Source organism: Rhodococcus sp. DT1, from assembly GCF_049844875.1.
Taxonomy (GTDB): Bacteria; Actinomycetota; Actinomycetes; order Mycobacteriales; family Mycobacteriaceae; genus Rhodococcus.
In genome coordinates, this window is the sequence record NZ_JBNCLW010000002.1 from 348,026 (window position 1) to 363,249 (window position 15,224).

The window sequence follows — 15,224 nt, forward strand, 5'->3', positions numbered from 1 at the left end:
GTTTTCTCTCACCATTCGATTCCCCGCTGGCCCTTCTGGCCCGCGTCCATGGGGTGCTTGATCTTCGTCATCTCCGTGACGAGGTCGGCGATCTCGAGCAGTTTCGGGTCGGCGCGACGTCCGGTGATCATGACGTGCTGGTGGCCGGTGCGGTGGGTGAGGGTGTCGACGACCTCGTCGATGTCGATCCAGCCCCAGTTGATCGGGTAGGTGAACTCGTCGAGCACGTACAACCCGTGTTGCTCCGCGGCCAGACGCCGCTGGATCTCGCGCCACCCCGCCAGTGCATCCGCGGCATGGTCCTCGTCGCTGCCTTCCTTGCGCGACCACGACCAGCCCGAGCCCATCTTGTGCCATTCGATCGGCCCGCCCGTGCCACGCTCGGTGTGCAATTCGCCGAGGGTTTCGAACGCGGTCTGCTCACCGAGTCGCCACTTGGCGGACTTGACGAACTGGAACACCGCGACCGACCAGCCCTGGTTCCAGCCGCGCAGGGCAAGCCCGAATGCAGCCGTCGACTTCCCTTTGCCGTCACCGGTGTTGACCATGAGAAGTGGACGATTGCGCCGCTGGCGGGTGGTGAGCCCGTCGTCGGGTACGACGTCCGGTTGTCCCTTCGGCATCAGGCGGCCCTTCCTCGAACGATTCCGGTGAGTGCATCGGCGTGCACGTCGCCGACCTGTACGTATTCGGCCTCGAGTCGCTCGGCGAGACGCCCCGCCAGTCCCATCCGGAACCGGCCAGTTTCGGAGTCGACGACGACTGCGGAGATTCCCTGTGCTGCAATCACGTCCGCGGCCTCGAGGGACCGGTTCACCGCATTCTCGCCGGACGTCGCGCGACCGTCGGTGACGACGACGAGCAACGCGCGCCGGTCCGGGTCGCGCAACCGGTGCCGCCGAATGGTCTCGGCGGATTCGATCAATCCCTCGGCGAGCGGTGTGCGTCCGCCGGCGGGAAGTTCGCGGAGCCGTGTGGCGGCCACGTCGACCGAATTGGTGGGAGGGAGGGTGAGACTCGCGGTGGTCCCCCGGAAGGTGACGAGGCCGACGGTGTCGCGGCGACGGTATGCGTCGAGCAGTAGCGACAGGATCGCGGTCTTCACCTGGGTCATACGCTGTTTCGCGGCCATCGACCCGGAGGCGTCGACGCACAGCAGCACCAGGTTCGCCTCGCGACCCTCGATCACCTTGCGTCGCAGTTCCCGCACCCCATGTGGCCCTGCTTCCGACCCGACCGAACCGGAGAGGGCATTCGCGCGGATCGTCGCGGGGAGATGGACCGGGCCGGTATCGCCGCGACGCTCACCGACGGTGCGGCCGATCGTGGTGCGTGCCCGTGAACGCCGGCCCGCCGCGCCGCGTCCGATGCGGTCCGCGGTGAACAACCTGGTGCGGTACGGATCGCCGGGGGCGGTCACCGCGGTGGGTGCGGGAGCGGACTGCCGCTCCGGCTTCGTCTCGGGGGACACCGAATCTGTTTCGGAGGACACCGAATCTGTATCGGACGACGCAGTATCCGCGTCGTCGTCTGCCGGACCGGACGGATCCGGTGCGCGGCCACCGTCGGGGCCGTCGTCGTCCGGGCCGTCGTCGTCCGGGCCGTCGTCGGGCGCGGTGTTGCCGAGTAGTTCGTCGAGCAGATCCTCGTCCATCCCCGGCGAGTCGAAGGGGTTGCGGCGACGGCGATGCGGTAGAGCGAGTTTCGCAGCGACCGCGATGTCCTCGCGGGTTACCTCACCGCGACCCTCCCAGGCCGCATGCGCCACGGCGGTTTTCGCGGTGACCAGGTCGGCGCGCATGCCGTCGACGTCGAACGCGGCACACACCTCCGCGATCGCGACGAGCGCGACATCGCCGAGCCGAACCTGTGGCATCCTGCGGCGGGCCTCGACGATGCGCTCGGACAGTGCGGCTTCGGCGTCGGTCCACTGCGCGGTGAATGCGGCGGGGTCGGCGTCGAACGCCAGGCGCCGGCGAACGATCTCGGCACGCAACTGCGGATCGCGCGGTGCCGCCACTTCGACCGTCAGGCCGAATCGGTCCAGCAGCTGCGGTCGCAGTTCGCCTTCCTCGGGATTCATGGTGCCGACCAGCACGAATCGTGCGGCATGGGTGACGGACACCCCGTCGCGCTCGACCGTGGAACGTCCCATCGCAGCAGCATCGAGCAGCAGGTCGACGAGGTGGTCGTGCAGGAGGTTCACTTCGTCGACGTACAGCACGCCGCGATGTGCGAGCGCGAGCAGGCCGGGTTCGTATTCCGCAGTACCCGCAGACAACGCTTTCTGCAGGTGCAGCGAACCGGTGACCCGGTCCTCGGTGGCGCCCACGGGCAGTTCGACGAGGCGCGCCGGACGACGCCGTACGGGCGCGTCGGCCGGGTGCGGCCCGTCGGGGCAGGCCGGGTCGACGGACCGGGGATCACACGCGAATCGGCAGCCCTGGACCTCGGTGACCTGCGGCAACAGTGCTGCCTGCGCCCGGACCATCGTCGATTTCGCGGTGCCCTTCTCGCCGCGCACGAGCACGCCGCCGATCTCCGGCGACACTGCGCACAGCGTCAGGGCGAGCGCCAGATCGTCTGAACCGACGACGGCGCTGAACGGATACACGTGCACTACTCGACCCTCCACAGGCTCCCGCTGGGACGTACTCTTCGGCAGCTGAATCGAAGGCCGGTATTCGGACTTCCCGGTCGGACATCGTGCGATCGCCTTCCCGGACCGATGGTCCAGTGGCTGCGCGTATGCGCATGATCGACGACTCCCGGGTCACCGCAGCGGGCCTGTGCCGGATTCTCACCGGCTTCCCGATTATCCCCGTGAGGGGCACCTTCGATTGTCTTGCCGTGGCCGAGTGTATCCACACCGCCCTGCACTATGGTTCACCGCCATGGGTTCTTCGATCACCGTGGTCGGCGTCGGTGCCGACGGCTGGGCCGGCGTCGCGTCGGCCGCACGGGCACACGTTCTGCGCGCCGATGTCCTGCTCGGCGGGCGTCGGCATCTCGCGTCGGTGCCGGCCTCCGCCGCGATCCGCGAGCCGTGGCCGTCCCCGCTGCTCGCGGGTCTCGACGACGTGCTCGCCCGCCACGCGGGGCGGTCGATCGTCGCGCTCGCATCGGGTGATCCGCTGGTGTCCGGAATCGGATCCACCTTGATCCGCAGGCTCGGTCGCGACGCGGTGCACGTGATTCCGGCGGTGTCGTCCGTCTCACTGGCCCGTGCCCGGATGGGCTGGGCCGCGGAGGACTGCGAGACGGTCACGCTCGTGGGCCGGAACGTCGACGCGTTGCGCCGGTATCTGTCTCGCGATCGACGGCTGATCGTGCTGACGTCGGATGCATCGAGCCTCGATGTGGTTGCGCGAATACTCGTCGACGAGGGGTTCGGTGCTGCACGGGTGACGCTCCTGTCGAACCTCGGTAGCGAGACCGACGAGTCGCGCCGGGCGGGTACCGCGCGGGAATTCGTCGGCGTGCCGGGCGACGACCTGAGCCTGCTGTGTATCGAATGCGCAGGGGCCGAAGGTAACTCGACAGCGCCGGGGCTTCCCGACGAGTGTTTCGAACACGACGGTCAGCTCAGCAAACGACCCATCCGGGTCGCGGCGGTCTGCGCGCTGGCACCGAAACCCGGACAGTTGTTGTGGGACGTCGGAGCCGGTGCCGGATCGGTGGGAATCGAATGGGCGCGTACCGATCCGAGTTGCCGGACGATCGCGCTCGAACGGAACCCTTCCCGCGCGGAGGCCATCGAGCGCAATGCATCCCGGCTCGGGGTGCCGACCTCGGTGCGCGTGGTCCTCGGTGGGGCGCCGGAGGCGTTGACGGGACTCGAGGCACCCGACGCGATCTTCGTCGGCGGCGGTGGCAGTCGAGCCGGGGTGCTCGACGCGTGCTGGAACGCGCTGCGCGACGGTGGTCGTCTCGTCGCCCATTCGGTGACACTCGAGACCGAGGCCGTGCTCGTGGAGTGGTGGAAGGCGCACGGCGGTGAGCTGACCCGGATGTCGGTCGAACAGGCCGCGCCCATCGGAACATTCACCGGGTGGCACTCGCTGCGCCCGGTGGTGCAGTGGTCCATTGTGAAAGGTGAAGAATGACAGTTCATTTCGTAGGCTCCGGGCCCGGCGCGGCCGACCTGCTGACGCTGCGTGCCGCCGGTCTGCTGCAGCGGGCGCCGGTGGTGTTGTACGCGGGCACGTACCTCGACGAGGAGATCCTCACGCACTGCGCCGAGGATGCCGAACTCGTCGACACCCAGCACCTGGACCTCGATCGAATCACCGAGCATCTCGTCGACGCGCACCGGCGCGGCCTCGACGTCGTGCGGTTGTGTTCGGGCGACCCGTCGCTGTATTCGGCGCTCACCGAACAGACCCGGCGGCTCGACGCGGCCGGAGTGCCGTGGGACGTCACTCCGGGCGTGCCCGCGTATGCGGCGGCGGCCGCGACCCTCGGCGCGGAACTGACGGTGCCGGAACTGGTGCAGACGGTCGTGCTCACTCGTACCCAGGCGCGGTCGACGGCGATGCCCGACACCGAGGCTCTGGCACGGGTGGCGGGTCTGCGCGCGAGTCTGGTTCTGCACCTCGCGATCACCAGGGTGCGTGTTCTCGCGGAGGAGTTGAGCGCGGAGTACGGAGCCGACTGCCCGGCCGCCGTGGTGGCCTTCGCGTCGCGTCCCGACGAGTTGGTGCTCCGCGGCACGCTCGCGGACATCGCAGATCGGGTCGAGCAGGCCGGGTTGAAGCACACCGCGGTGATTCTCGTGGGTAGGGCGCTCGGTGTCCGGGAGCAGTCCGACGTGGCGTGCTCGCATCTCTACGACCCGGCGCGCCCTCGCCACGTGTAGCGGTCGTCACCGAACCGATCGTGCGGTCCACACCGCCCCGGCTGCCGTCACCGTGGTTCCCGCAGCACCGATGATGAGCAGGCACTTCATGTCGATGCTCGCCGGATCGAGCTTCTCGAGCGTGGTGACATCGAGCGATTCTCCCGAGCGGCCCACGTCGCGTCCCACCACGACGACAGTGTCGCCCGGGCGGTGCCGCAGCAGTACGGCCTTGGCGTCGGCGACCTGCGTCGTGCGTGAGCGAGACGCCGGGTTGTATATACCCAGCACGAGGTCGGCTTCGGCGACAGCGACCAGACGGCGTTCGATCACCTCCCACGGCTTGAGCCGGTCGGACAGGCTCATCACCGCGAAATCCGCTCCGATCGGTGCACCGGCGCGGGCCGCGACCGCCTGCACCGCGGATACACCGGGAAGTACCCGGATCGGTACGGAGTCGTATTTGTCGTCGCGAGCGGCCTCGAACACTGCCGACGCCATGCCGAAGATCCCGGCGTCGCCACCGGAGACCACGGCAACCTTCTCTCCGGCCAGCGCGAGATCGAGAGCGAACCGGGCGCGATCGATCTCCACAGTATTTCCGGTCGAATGCCGTTGCAGGCCTGCACGAACCGGTACCCGGTCCACGTACGGCCCGTATCCGACGACGTGGTCCACGGACGCGAGCGCATCGGACGCTTCCGGTGTCAGCCACTTCTCGCCGGCGGGACCCAAACCGATCACCAGAACCTCGTGGGCGCACACAGGTTCCGGTCTCGTGTCGATTGCCGGACGGGACCGGTCCGCGATGCCGACGTTTCGGGGCGCCCGGTCGCCGGGTGCCAGGATCACCGAGAAGTACGGCACGTCGGCCGGATCGACATCGGTAACAGGTGCGATCCGCTGACCGTCCATCGACGCGCGCTCGACGTATACGGCGTCGGCGAGCCGACCCGACTGCGCGAGCGCGTTGCGGACTGCGGGAAAGGTGCGGCCCAGCTTCATGATCACGGCGCCGTCGGTGTCGGCGAGCCGACGTGCCAGTTCCGGTTCCGGCAGCGTTCCCGGCAGAATCGTCAGGACATCGGTACGTCGCACCAGCGGTTCCGCCGCCGCGGCCGCCGCTGCGGAGAACGATGTCACTCCCGGCACCACCTCGGCGTCGTAGCGGGTCGCGAGTCGATCGTGGAGGTACATGTAGGAGCCGTAGAACAACGGGTCGCCCTCGCACAGCACCACCACGGTCCGGCCCGCATCGAGGTGCACGGCCAATCGGGCCGCCGACTCGTCGTAGAAGTCGGCGATCGCGCCGTCGTATCCGCCCGGGTGGTCGACGGTGCCGGTCGTCACCGGGTACACCAGACGTTCCTCGAGCGCACCGTCCGGGATGAGGTCGGCCGCAATCGCACGCGCAATCGACCGGCCGTGTGTTCCCGAGTAGTAGGCGACCACGTCGGCGTCGCCGATCAGTCGCGCAGCCTTGCGGGTGATGAGTTCGGGATCGCCGGGGCCCAGGCCTACGCCGAAGATTCTTCCGGGAGTGTCCGCTGTAGAGGTCATTCCGCTTCCTGAGCCAGTGCGTTGAGTGCGGACGATGCCATCGCCGAGCCGCCGCGTCGTCCCCGAACCACCAGGTGCGGGATCTGCAGACCGTGTTCGATCAGCGCGTCCTTGGATTCGGCGGCACCGATGAAACCGACCGGCACCCCGACGATTGCGGCGGGTCGGGGCGCGCCGGCATCGAGCATCTCCAGCAGGTGGAAGAGGGCGGTGGGAGCGTTGCCGATCGCGACGACGGCGCCGTCGAGCCGGTCGGCCCACAGTGACACCGCCGCCGCAGACCGAGTGGTACCCCAGCGTTCGGCGAGACCCGGAACCCGCGGATCACGCAACAGGCACAGCACCTCGTTGTCGGCGGGCAGGCGGGTGCGGGTGACACCGGAGGCAACCATGTTCGCGTCGGTGAGAACAGGCGCCCCGGCGTCGAGTGCCCGACGGGCTGCCGAGACCAGATCGGGATGGATCACCAGATCTCGGGCGAGATCGGTCTGCCCACTCGCGTGGATCATCCGTACCGCGACCTTCTCCGCGTCCGCGGGAATCGCGGCGAGATCGGACTCGGCCCGGATCGTCGCGAACGAACGTACGTAGATTGCGGCACCGTCGGTTTCGTACTCGTACCGACGGGGTGGTGGGGATTCGATCACGGCTGGCTCCTGTTACGTCGGACTGCAGGCGAAGACGAGGGAGTGAGGGGAGTGCGGTGCGCCGCAAGAGCGTTCGCAGCCGACGACATGCACAGCGCGATCCGGGAGGGGTGACGCAGCGACGCGGTGTGCGAGTGCTCGGGTGTTTCCACCGGCGAGGTTACACCCGGGTGCCCCCGTGCACGCGGTGACCCGTCTCCACGGCGAATCGTCGTCGAGCACGAACCCGACGGCGGCCAGGTCGGCCGGATCGCTGTCACCGGGGAGGACGAGTCCACGCCACGGTGTGACGATCACGCCTCGGGCCGGCAGCGCGGCGACCATCGGCGGGGTGAGTATCCCCAGCGGAACAAGCACCGACACCGCGGTACCGAGGACGCCGTACGGCATCGCGGCAGGCGGTGCCGGGGGAGCGGTTGAACCGCCGCCGATTTCGCGTCCGGCCCCGGGAAGTTGCCGCACGTGCCACCGCGTCGCCCGTACCTCGACGAACCGCAGTGCCGTCTCGATCATGGCGTCGACGACGTCCGGCAGCGGCAGGGTCGGACCGGACAGATCTCCGACGGTGAGCCGTGCGCTGCGGGCATCGACCGCGACCGCGGCGAGGTCGCACCGTAGCGCCGCAACATCGCCGCGGCCGTCGTCGAGGCCGAACAGGAACCTGCCGGGCAGGTCGGTGAGCGCAGGTTCCCGGCACAGTGCCTCGTCGAGCGCACCGATGAGCGGCCGGATGTCGGCGAGCCCGCCGAACCGTCCGGACAGCGGCGACGCGACGATGTTCCGCACGCGTTCGTGGGACGCCGACGGCAGGAACCCGGCACCGGAGACCGCCTGCACGAGTCCTTCCGGAACGGCCCCGTTTTCGTCGATAGAAATGCCTCTGATCTGCACGTTTCCGCGCGAGGTGAGGTGAAGGTCGCCGTCCGCGAACTGCCCGGCCGCGGCCGACAACCGGTGCACACCACCGTCCGGCACCCGGCCGCCCGGCGAACGCAGTCGCACCAGCGCACCGTCGGCTGCGAGATGCGGACGCAGCACCCCGGGGCACCGATCCGGTGCGAAGGTTTCGGGAGGAAGGTCGGCCATGAGCGCACATGGTTGCACACGCGGAGAAAACCGTGCGCTACTCTCGGTTTGCCGTGGTGCTCGGGAAGTCGGTGAAAAACCGACGCGGCCCTCGCCACTGTGAGCGGGTAGTTGTTCGCCCTCGTCCGTACCGGTCCGCCGGTGCGGAGACCACTGGAGCCAGCTCCGGGAAGGTCGGCCGAGCAGCGTCGATCCGTCAGCCAGGAGACCGGCCACGGCACGCGAGGTCCACGAGGGTTTTGGAGACTGAACATGGCTTCTGTTGTGCTGCTTCGGGTTGCGTTGTGACGCGGCTCGCGCTGTTGTCGACGTCGGACACCGACCTGCTGTCGGCGCGTTCGAGCGGCGTCGATTGGGTGGTAGGCAACCCGTCCCGGCTCGACCTGACCGGCGGGGATCCCCGAGCGCTGCCTGCGCTGCTGGCCGGAACAGACCTGGTGATCGTCCGAATCCTCGGATCTGCCCGCTCCTGGCAGGCGGGACTGGACCTGGTTCTCGCCCACGGGGTTCCCGTCATCGTCCTCGGTGGCGAGCAGACCCCCGACGCGGAGCTGATGGGTTGGTCGACGGTGCCGATCGGTACCGCCGCAGAGGCCCACCGCTATCTCGCCTACGGCGGTCCGGCGAACCTCGCTCAACTGCACGCGTTCCTGTCCGACACGGTGCTTCTCGGCGGTGAAGGTTTCGAACCCCCGCTCGAGCTGCCCGAATGGGGCATTCTCGACCGTCCCGCAACCCCTGACGCGGCGCTCCCGCGAGTCGGCGTGTTGTTCTACCGCGCGCACCACACCAGCGGAAACGTCCAATTCGCACACGATCTCGCCGATGCGATCGACGCGACCGGCAAGGCGCGCGGCGTCGCAATCCACTGTGCGTCGTTGCGCGGTGCCCCGGATGATCTTCTGCGCGAACTCGGCACCCTCGATGCCCTGGTCGTCACGGTCCTCGCCGCGGGTGGCACCAAACCCGCGACAGTGAGCGCCGGTGGCGAGGACGAGGCGTGGGACGTAGCGGCGCTGGCCGCACTCGACATCCCGATCCTCCAGGCGCTGTGCCTGACTTGGAGCCGCGACAGCTGGGCCGACTCCGACGACGGTGTGTCCCCGCTGGATTCGGCCACTCAGATCGCAGTTCCCGAATTCGACGGGCGCATCATCACGGTGCCGTTCTCGTTCAAGGAACTCGATGCCGACGGACTGCCGCGTTATGTCACCGACCCCGAACGTTGCCGTAGGGTCGCGGGTATCGCGGTGGCACATGCCCGGTTACGGCGTGTCCCGCCACAGCAGCGCCGGATCGCCCTCATGCTGTCGGCATATCCGACGAAACACTCCCGGGTCGGCAACGCCGTGGGCCTGGACACCCCGGTATCGGCGATCCGGCTCCTGCGGACCATGCGTGAACAGGGTTACGACCTGGGCGACGGCTTTCCGGGCATGGATCTCGACGACGACGCAGAAGCCGGAAACGCCCTGATCCACGCGCTCATCGATGCGGGGGGACAAGACGAGGAATGGCTCACCGCGGAGCACTTGTCCGGTAACCCTGTGCGCGTCACCACCGCTCAGTACCGCGAGTGGACGAAGAATCTGCCCGCGGAACTGACCGATGCGATGACGGAAACCTGGGGCGAGGCCCCCGGCTCCTTGTTCGTCGACGGTGACGGCGACGACAAGTCCATAATCCTCGCGACGTTGCAGGCCGGCAATGTGGTGCTGATGATCCAGCCGCCCCGCGGTTTCGGTGAGAACCCCGTCGCGATCTATCACGATCCCGATATGGCGCCGTCACACCACTATCTCGCCGCGTACCGGTGGGTGGAGAACGGTTTCCGCGCCGACGCAGTCGTGCATCTCGGTAAGCACGGCTCGATGGAGTGGCTGCCCGGCAAGAACGCGGGCCTGTCCGCGTCGTGTGCGACGGACGCCGCGATCGGCAACATGCCGCTCATCTACCCGTTCCTCGTCAACGATCCGGGCGAGGGCGCGCAGGCCAAGCGGCGCGCGCACGCGACGATCATCGATCACTTGATTCCGCCGATGGCGCGCGCCGAATCCTACGGCGACATCGCGCGTTTGGAGCAGTTGCTCGACGAGTACTCGAACATCGCGGCGATGGACCCGGCCAAGCTCCCGGCGATCCGCGCGCAGATCTGGACGTTGATCCAGGCCGCGAAACTCGACCACGACCTCGGCCTGGACGATCGCCCGCACGACGCGGAGTTCGACGACTTCCTGCTGCACGTCGACGGCTGGCTGTGCGAGGTGAAGGATGCGCAGATCCGCGACGGCCTGCACGTGCTCGGTGGTGCCCCCGAGGGGGACGCGCGCGTGAACCTGGTGCTGTCCATCCTGCGTGCAGCCCAGGTGTGGGGAGGGAAATCGCACGCGGTGCCCGGGCTTCGCACCGCATTGGGTTTGAAGCCCGACGCGCCGCTCACCGAGGTCGACGCGGTCGAGTCCCAGGCCCGTGCGCTTGTCCGTGCAATGGAAGACTGCGGCTGGACTTGCGGATCTGGCGCAGCCACAGTCGAATCCGTACTCGGGCGTGCCGACCATGAGGTCGCACGAGTGCTGGAGTTCGCTGCTGAGCAAGTGGTGCCCCGCCTGGCGCGGACCACCGACGAACTCGATGCGGTGCTGCATGCTCTCGACGGCGGCTACATCCCCGCCGGGCCCTCCGGATCGCCGTTGCGGGGCCTGGTCAACGTGCTGCCCACCGGCCGCAACTTCTACACCGTCGATCCCAAGGCGGTCCCGAGCCGACTCGCCTACGACACCGGCGTGGCCCTCGCGAATGCCCTGATCGAGCGATACCTGGCCGATGTCGGCGAGTATCCGCGGTCGGTGGGGCTCTCGGTGTGGGGAACGTCCGCGATGCGCACCGCGGGGGACGACGTGGCCGAGGTCCTCGCGCTGATCGGCGTGCGTCCCGAATGGGACCCCGAATCGCGCCGGGTCCGAGAGCTGACCGTAGTGCCGCTCGAGGAGCTCGGCCGGCCACGCATCGACGTCACCGTCCGCATCTCCGGCTTCTTCCGCGACGCGTTTCCGCATGTCATCGGAATGCTCGACGACGCGGTCCGCATGGTTGCGGCACTCGACGAACCCGCCGACCGGAACTACGTTCGCGCTCACGCGCAGCGGGACGAGGCCGAACACGGGGACGCGGACCGCGCGGTGCGGCGGATCTTCGGTTCCAAGCCCGGCTCCTACGGGGCGGGCATCCTGCAACTCATCGACACCGGCAACTGGCGGACCGACGCGGATCTCGCCGAGGTGTACACGGCATGGGGAGGGTTCGCGTACGGGCGTGGCCTGCACGGCGAGCCCGCAGCCGACGAGATGCACGCCAACTATCGACGTATCGCTGTGGCGGCGAAGAACACCGACACCCGCGAGCACGACATCGCCGACTCCGACGACTACTTCCAGTACCACGGCGGCATGATCGCGACCGTGCGCGCGCTCACCGGTGGCGATCCGAAGGCGTACATCGGGGACTCCACGACCCCCGACGCGGTCCGCACCCGGTCGTTGACGGAGGAGACCGCGCGCGTGTTCCGGGCGCGGGTCGTGAACCCGCGCTGGCTCGCCGCGATGCGCCGGCACGGTTACAAGGGCGCGTTCGAACTCGCGGCCACCGTCGACTACCTCTACGGGTACGACGCCACGGCCGGTGTCGTCGCCGACTGGATGTACGAAACCCTCGCGCAGACATACGCTCTCGATCCCGAGAATCAGCAATTCCTCCGCGAGGCGAACCCGTGGGCGTTGCGCGGGATCGTCGAGCGACTCACCGAGGCCGCCGACCGTGGTCTGTGGGCCGAGCCGGATCCCGACACCGTGCAGGCGCTGCAGCAGGCCTACCTCGACGCAGAAGGCGATCTCGAGGACCGCGGGTGACGGTTCGGCGGCTGCGGCTCATCGGTATCGGCCCGGGTGGCCCCGACGACCTGACCGTGGCCGCCGTGCACGCGTTGAACAGCGTCGACGTGTTCCTCGTCGCCGACAAGGAAGCCGAAGCCGGACGTGCCGGTACCGGTGATCTCGTCGCTGTGCGGCAAGAGATCTGCCGGCGTCACAGCACGGGGGACTACCGCGTCATCGCGGTGCCCGATCCGCCACGCGACCGGACCCCCGAGGCATACGGCGCCGAGGTGCGCGACTGGCACGCCGCACGCGCCGAAGCCTACGAGATCGCTCTCCTCGAACAGGTTCTCGACGGCGAGACCGTCGGGCTCCTCGTGTGGGGAGATCCGAGCCTGTACGACAGCACTATCCGTGTCGTCGAACGCATTCGCACTCGTGGACTGCTCGACATCGACTACGACGTGATCCCGGGAGTCAGCAGTGTGCAAATGCTCGCGGCACGGCACAGGCTGGTGCTCAACGTGATCGGAGGCCCGATCACCATCACGACGGGCCGGCGGCTCGCCGAGGAGGTGGCCGGAGGAGCGGAGAACATCGTGGTCATGCTCGACGGGCAGCTCGCGTGCTCGGAATTACCCGGCGTGTGGGATATCTGGTGGGGCGCACAGCTGGGAACGACCGACGAAGAACTCGTGGCCGGACGCCTCTCCGACGTACTTCCCGAGATCGAGAAGGCGCGGGCACGGGCGAAGGTCGCGCGAGGCTGGGTAATGGATACGTATCTGCTTCGCCGCGCCCCCGGTGACCGTTCACCACGTCGGTCCAGGGCGTGACTCCACCACCGTCCCGCCTGACGTGAGCCTGTCCGCCCACCCGCTGCTATGTCCATGTTCGCGACGGTCTTGTACGCTTCGATACGACGTAGGGAACACCGGTGCGAATCCGGGGCTGTCCCGCAACTGTCACCGAGGAGCGATCCCCCACTCGTACGGCCACGACCCATCACGGTTGGAAGGCCGGGGGAGAGCGTCGATCCGGGAGCCAGGACACCTGCGCCGACCGAAGTGACACCACGAGGATGGACATGAACAACTCGATATTCACCGCCCGGCAGGGGCGGCACCCGATGCTGCGCACAGGCATCGCACTCGTCGCCGCGACCCTCGCGGTCGCAGGCTGTTCGACGAACGACGCCGAGACCGGCGCCGAAAAGGACGTCGACGTCTCGTCGTCCGCGACGAACTACCCGCTGACCATCGACAATTGCGGTTACTCCGTCACGATCGATGCGCCCCCGCAGCGGGCAGTCTCGCTCAACCAGGGCTCCACCGAGATCCTGCTGTCGCTCGGACTCGCCGATCGTATGGTGGGCACCGCGACGTGGACGGACCCGGTGCGCGACAATCTCGCCGTCGCCAACGAGACGGTTCCGCGTCTCGCCGACAACAAACCGTCGTTCGAAGTGGTCCTCGATACCGAACCCGACTTCGTGTCGGCATCGTTCGGCGGCACGCTCGGCGAGGGCGGTGTGGCCGACCGGGATCAGTTCGACCGGCTCGGGGTGCCGTCGTACCTGTCGCCCACCGACTGCGAAGGCAAGAACGACGAGAGCGTCAACGCCGACGGCAACCGCACCGAACCGCTCACGATGGACTCGGTCTACAGGGAGATCCGCGAGCTCGCAACTATTTTCGACGTGCGGGATCGCGGTGAGGAATTCGTCGCGGAACTCGAGCAGCGGTACGAGAGCGCCGCCGGTGAGATCGATGCGTCCGATGTGTCGCTGGCGTTCTGGTTCGCCGATATCAACACGCCCTATGTGGCGGGCTGCTGTGGCTCGTCGGGCATCATCACGAACTCCGTCGGGGCGAAGAACGTCTTCGACGACACCACCAACGAGTGGCCGCAGGTCAGCTGGGAGTCGGTCCTGGACCGGGACCCGACCGCACTGGTGCTCGGGGATCTGAGTCGCCGCAGCATCGACGGTGACGCCCTCGACAGCAAGATCGCGTTCCTCGAGTCGAATCCGGTCACACAGCGACTGTCCGCGGTACAGAACAAGCGCTACATCGTGGTCAACGGCGCCGACATGAACCCGTCCATCCGCACGATCGACGGGATCGAGAAGGTCGCCGCCGCAGTGCGGGACTGGAACCTCGGCAACTGATGACGGTCGAGACGAAGACCCGGTTGCCCGTCAGGGGCGACCGGGTCCCGGTCGTCGGTGTGATCACTCTGGGAGTGGTGGCGCTCACCCTGTCGATCGCCGTGACCGTCACCATCGGACCCGCGAACCTCTCTGTCGCCGATGTGTATTCGGTGATCTTCGACAAGCTGGGTATGAGTGGGTCGACGGTGAGCGCGATCCGGGAGGGCATCGTCTGGGAACTGCGGCTTCCGCGAACGTTGCTCGCGGCGGTGTGCGGGGCCGGCCTGGCCGTGTGCGGCGTGATCATGCAGTCGCTGCTGCGCAATCCGCTCGCCGACCCGTTCGTGCTGGGTATCTCGTCCGGCGCCTCCACCGGCGCCGTGATGATCGCGGTCCTCGGCATCGGAGGCGGTGCGATCTCGTTGTCCGGTGGTGCCTTTCTCGGCGCACTGGTGTCGTTCGGGCTGGTGCTGCTGCTCGCGACGGGCGCTGGCGGTGGAACCTCCCGTGTGGTCCTCGCCGGTGTTGCGGGTACGCAATTGTTCTCGGCCCTCACCTCTTTCATCGTCATCTCGTCGGCCGACGCAGAACGCACCCGTGGCGTGCTGTTCTGGTTGCTCGGCTCGCTCGCGGGCTCAACCTGGAGCGACGTGATCCTGTGCGGCAGCGTGTGCGCACTGGGGATCGCGGTGTGCCTGCTGAAGGCCTCTGCGCTCGATGCCTTCACCTTCGGATCGTCCACGGCCGCGACGCTCGGGATCGCTGTGGGCCGTACCCGTCTGATGTTCCTGGTGGTGACGGCACTCATCACCGCGGTACTGGTCAGCGCGGCCGGTGCCATCGGATTCGTGGGCCTCGTACTTCCCCACGCCGCACGATTCCTGATCGGCCCCAGGCACAGTCGTCTCGTGCCGGTTGCCGCAGTGGTGGGGGCGGTGTTCATGGTGTGGGTCGACGCGGTGGCGCGCACGGTCTTCGCACCGCAGGAGGTGCCGGTCGGCGTGGTCACCGCGCTGATCGGTGTGCCCGCCTTCGCCCTGATTCTCTTCCGTATGAGGAGCACGCAGTGACAA

Annotated in this window: 11 protein-coding genes and 3 riboswitches; of the genes, 6 read left to right on the plus strand and 5 right to left on the minus strand. The window is 68.1% G+C overall.

What is annotated here, in order from left to right:
- Nucleotides 1-8: 8 nt before the first annotated feature.
- Both cobO and ACLQ3J_RS05840 read right to left on the minus strand, forming a co-directional pair.
- A complete protein-coding gene (gene cobO, locus ACLQ3J_RS05835) occupies nucleotides 9-623 on the minus strand; it encodes a cob(I)yrinic acid a,c-diamide adenosyltransferase (protein WP_425902498.1) in 615 nt (204 codons plus the stop codon).
- The gene (locus ACLQ3J_RS05840) at nucleotides 623-2,620 is read right to left on the minus strand and encodes a magnesium chelatase subunit D family protein (RefSeq protein WP_425902500.1); all 1,998 of its coding nucleotides are present in this window, start codon (nucleotides 2,618-2,620) and stop codon (nucleotides 623-625) included. Before ACLQ3J_RS05840 ends, cobO begins: the two co-directional genes overlap by 1 nt.
- A gap of 38 nt (nucleotides 2,621-2,658) precedes the next feature.
- A riboswitch (cobalamin riboswitch) is annotated at nucleotides 2,659-2,853 on the minus strand.
- A 41-nt stretch (nucleotides 2,854-2,894) separates the two neighbouring features.
- Here ACLQ3J_RS05840 and cbiE point away from each other — a divergent pair.
- Together cbiE and cobM are read left to right on the plus strand one after the other, a co-directional pair.
- On the plus strand, nucleotides 2,895-4,106 hold the full coding sequence (cbiE, locus tag ACLQ3J_RS05845; RefSeq protein ID WP_425902502.1) for a precorrin-6y C5,15-methyltransferase (decarboxylating) subunit CbiE: 1,212 nt from the start codon (nucleotides 2,895-2,897) through the stop codon (nucleotides 4,104-4,106).
- A complete protein-coding gene (cobM, locus tag ACLQ3J_RS05850; RefSeq protein WP_425902504.1) occupies nucleotides 4,103-4,858 on the plus strand; it encodes a precorrin-4 C(11)-methyltransferase in 756 nt (251 codons plus the stop codon). Before cbiE ends, cobM begins: the two co-directional genes overlap by 4 nt.
- 6 nt (nucleotides 4,859-4,864) lie before the next feature.
- On the opposite strand, the gene ACLQ3J_RS05855 is transcribed toward cobM, so the two are convergent.
- The 3 genes from ACLQ3J_RS05855 to ACLQ3J_RS05865 are packed head-to-tail and all read right to left on the minus strand — an operon-like array spanning nucleotide 4,865 to nucleotide 8,130.
- Nucleotides 4,865-6,397, minus strand: a complete 1,533-nt coding sequence (locus ACLQ3J_RS05855) for a precorrin-2 C(20)-methyltransferase (protein ID WP_169619074.1) — start codon at nucleotides 6,395-6,397, stop codon at nucleotides 4,865-4,867.
- On the minus strand, nucleotides 6,394-7,044 hold the full coding sequence (locus ACLQ3J_RS05860) for a precorrin-8X methylmutase (protein ID WP_169619076.1): 651 nt from the start codon (nucleotides 7,042-7,044) through the stop codon (nucleotides 6,394-6,396). The genes ACLQ3J_RS05855 and ACLQ3J_RS05860 overlap by 4 nt, the downstream gene beginning before the upstream one ends.
- A gap of 12 nt (nucleotides 7,045-7,056) precedes the next feature.
- Nucleotides 7,057-8,130: a cobalamin biosynthesis protein CobG gene (locus tag ACLQ3J_RS05865; RefSeq protein WP_169619078.1), complete on the minus strand. Its 1,074-nt coding sequence runs from the start codon at nucleotides 8,128-8,130 to the stop codon at nucleotides 7,057-7,059.
- A gap of 37 nt (nucleotides 8,131-8,167) precedes the next feature.
- Nucleotides 8,168-8,361: riboswitch (cobalamin riboswitch) on the plus strand.
- Nucleotides 8,362-8,414: 53 nt separating this feature from the next.
- Between ACLQ3J_RS05865 and cobN the strand changes: the two genes are divergently transcribed.
- The 4 genes from cobN (at nucleotide 8,415) to ACLQ3J_RS05885 (ending at nucleotide 15,221) form a co-directional block, all read left to right on the plus strand.
- Nucleotides 8,415-12,035 (plus strand): cobaltochelatase subunit CobN, encoded by a 3,621-nt coding sequence (gene cobN / locus ACLQ3J_RS05870; protein WP_425902507.1) that lies wholly within the window; start codon nucleotides 8,415-8,417, stop codon nucleotides 12,033-12,035.
- A complete protein-coding gene (cobF, locus tag ACLQ3J_RS05875) occupies nucleotides 12,032-12,835 on the plus strand; it encodes a precorrin-6A synthase (deacetylating) (protein WP_169619082.1) in 804 nt (267 codons plus the stop codon). Before cobN ends, cobF begins: the two co-directional genes overlap by 4 nt.
- Nucleotides 12,836-12,886: 51 nt before the next feature.
- A riboswitch (cobalamin riboswitch) is annotated at nucleotides 12,887-13,076 on the plus strand.
- A 52-nt stretch (nucleotides 13,077-13,128) separates the two neighbouring features.
- Nucleotides 13,129-14,169, plus strand: coding sequence for an ABC transporter substrate-binding protein (locus ACLQ3J_RS05880; protein WP_425902746.1), 1,041 nt, complete (start codon nucleotides 13,129-13,131; stop codon nucleotides 14,167-14,169).
- Nucleotides 14,169-15,221: a FecCD family ABC transporter permease gene (locus ACLQ3J_RS05885; protein WP_397517189.1), complete on the plus strand. Its 1,053-nt coding sequence runs from the start codon at nucleotides 14,169-14,171 to the stop codon at nucleotides 15,219-15,221. Before ACLQ3J_RS05880 ends, ACLQ3J_RS05885 begins: the two co-directional genes overlap by 1 nt.
- The last annotated feature ends 3 nt before the right edge of the window (nucleotides 15,222-15,224 follow it).

Excerpts from the sequence above, each read along its gene's own strand:
- cobO (WP_425902498.1), bottom strand. The coding sequence starts at position 623 with ATGCCGAAGGGACAACCGGACGTCGTACCCGACGACGGGCTCACCACC.
- cbiE (WP_425902502.1), top strand. The coding sequence starts at position 2,895 with ATGGGTTCTTCGATCACCGTGGTCGGCGTCGGTGCCGACGGCTGGGCC.
- cobM (WP_425902504.1), top strand. The coding sequence starts at position 4,103 with ATGACAGTTCATTTCGTAGGCTCCGGGCCCGGCGCGGCCGACCTGCTG.
- ACLQ3J_RS05855 (WP_169619074.1), bottom strand. The coding sequence starts at position 6,397 with ATGACCTCTACAGCGGACACTCCCGGAAGAATCTTCGGCGTAGGCCTG.
- ACLQ3J_RS05865 (WP_169619078.1), bottom strand. The coding sequence starts at position 8,130 with ATGGCCGACCTTCCTCCCGAAACCTTCGCACCGGATCGGTGCCCCGGG.
- ACLQ3J_RS05880 (WP_425902746.1), top strand. The coding sequence starts at position 13,129 with ATGCTGCGCACAGGCATCGCACTCGTCGCCGCGACCCTCGCGGTCGCA.
- ACLQ3J_RS05885 (WP_397517189.1), top strand. The coding sequence starts at position 14,169 with ATGACGGTCGAGACGAAGACCCGGTTGCCCGTCAGGGGCGACCGGGTC.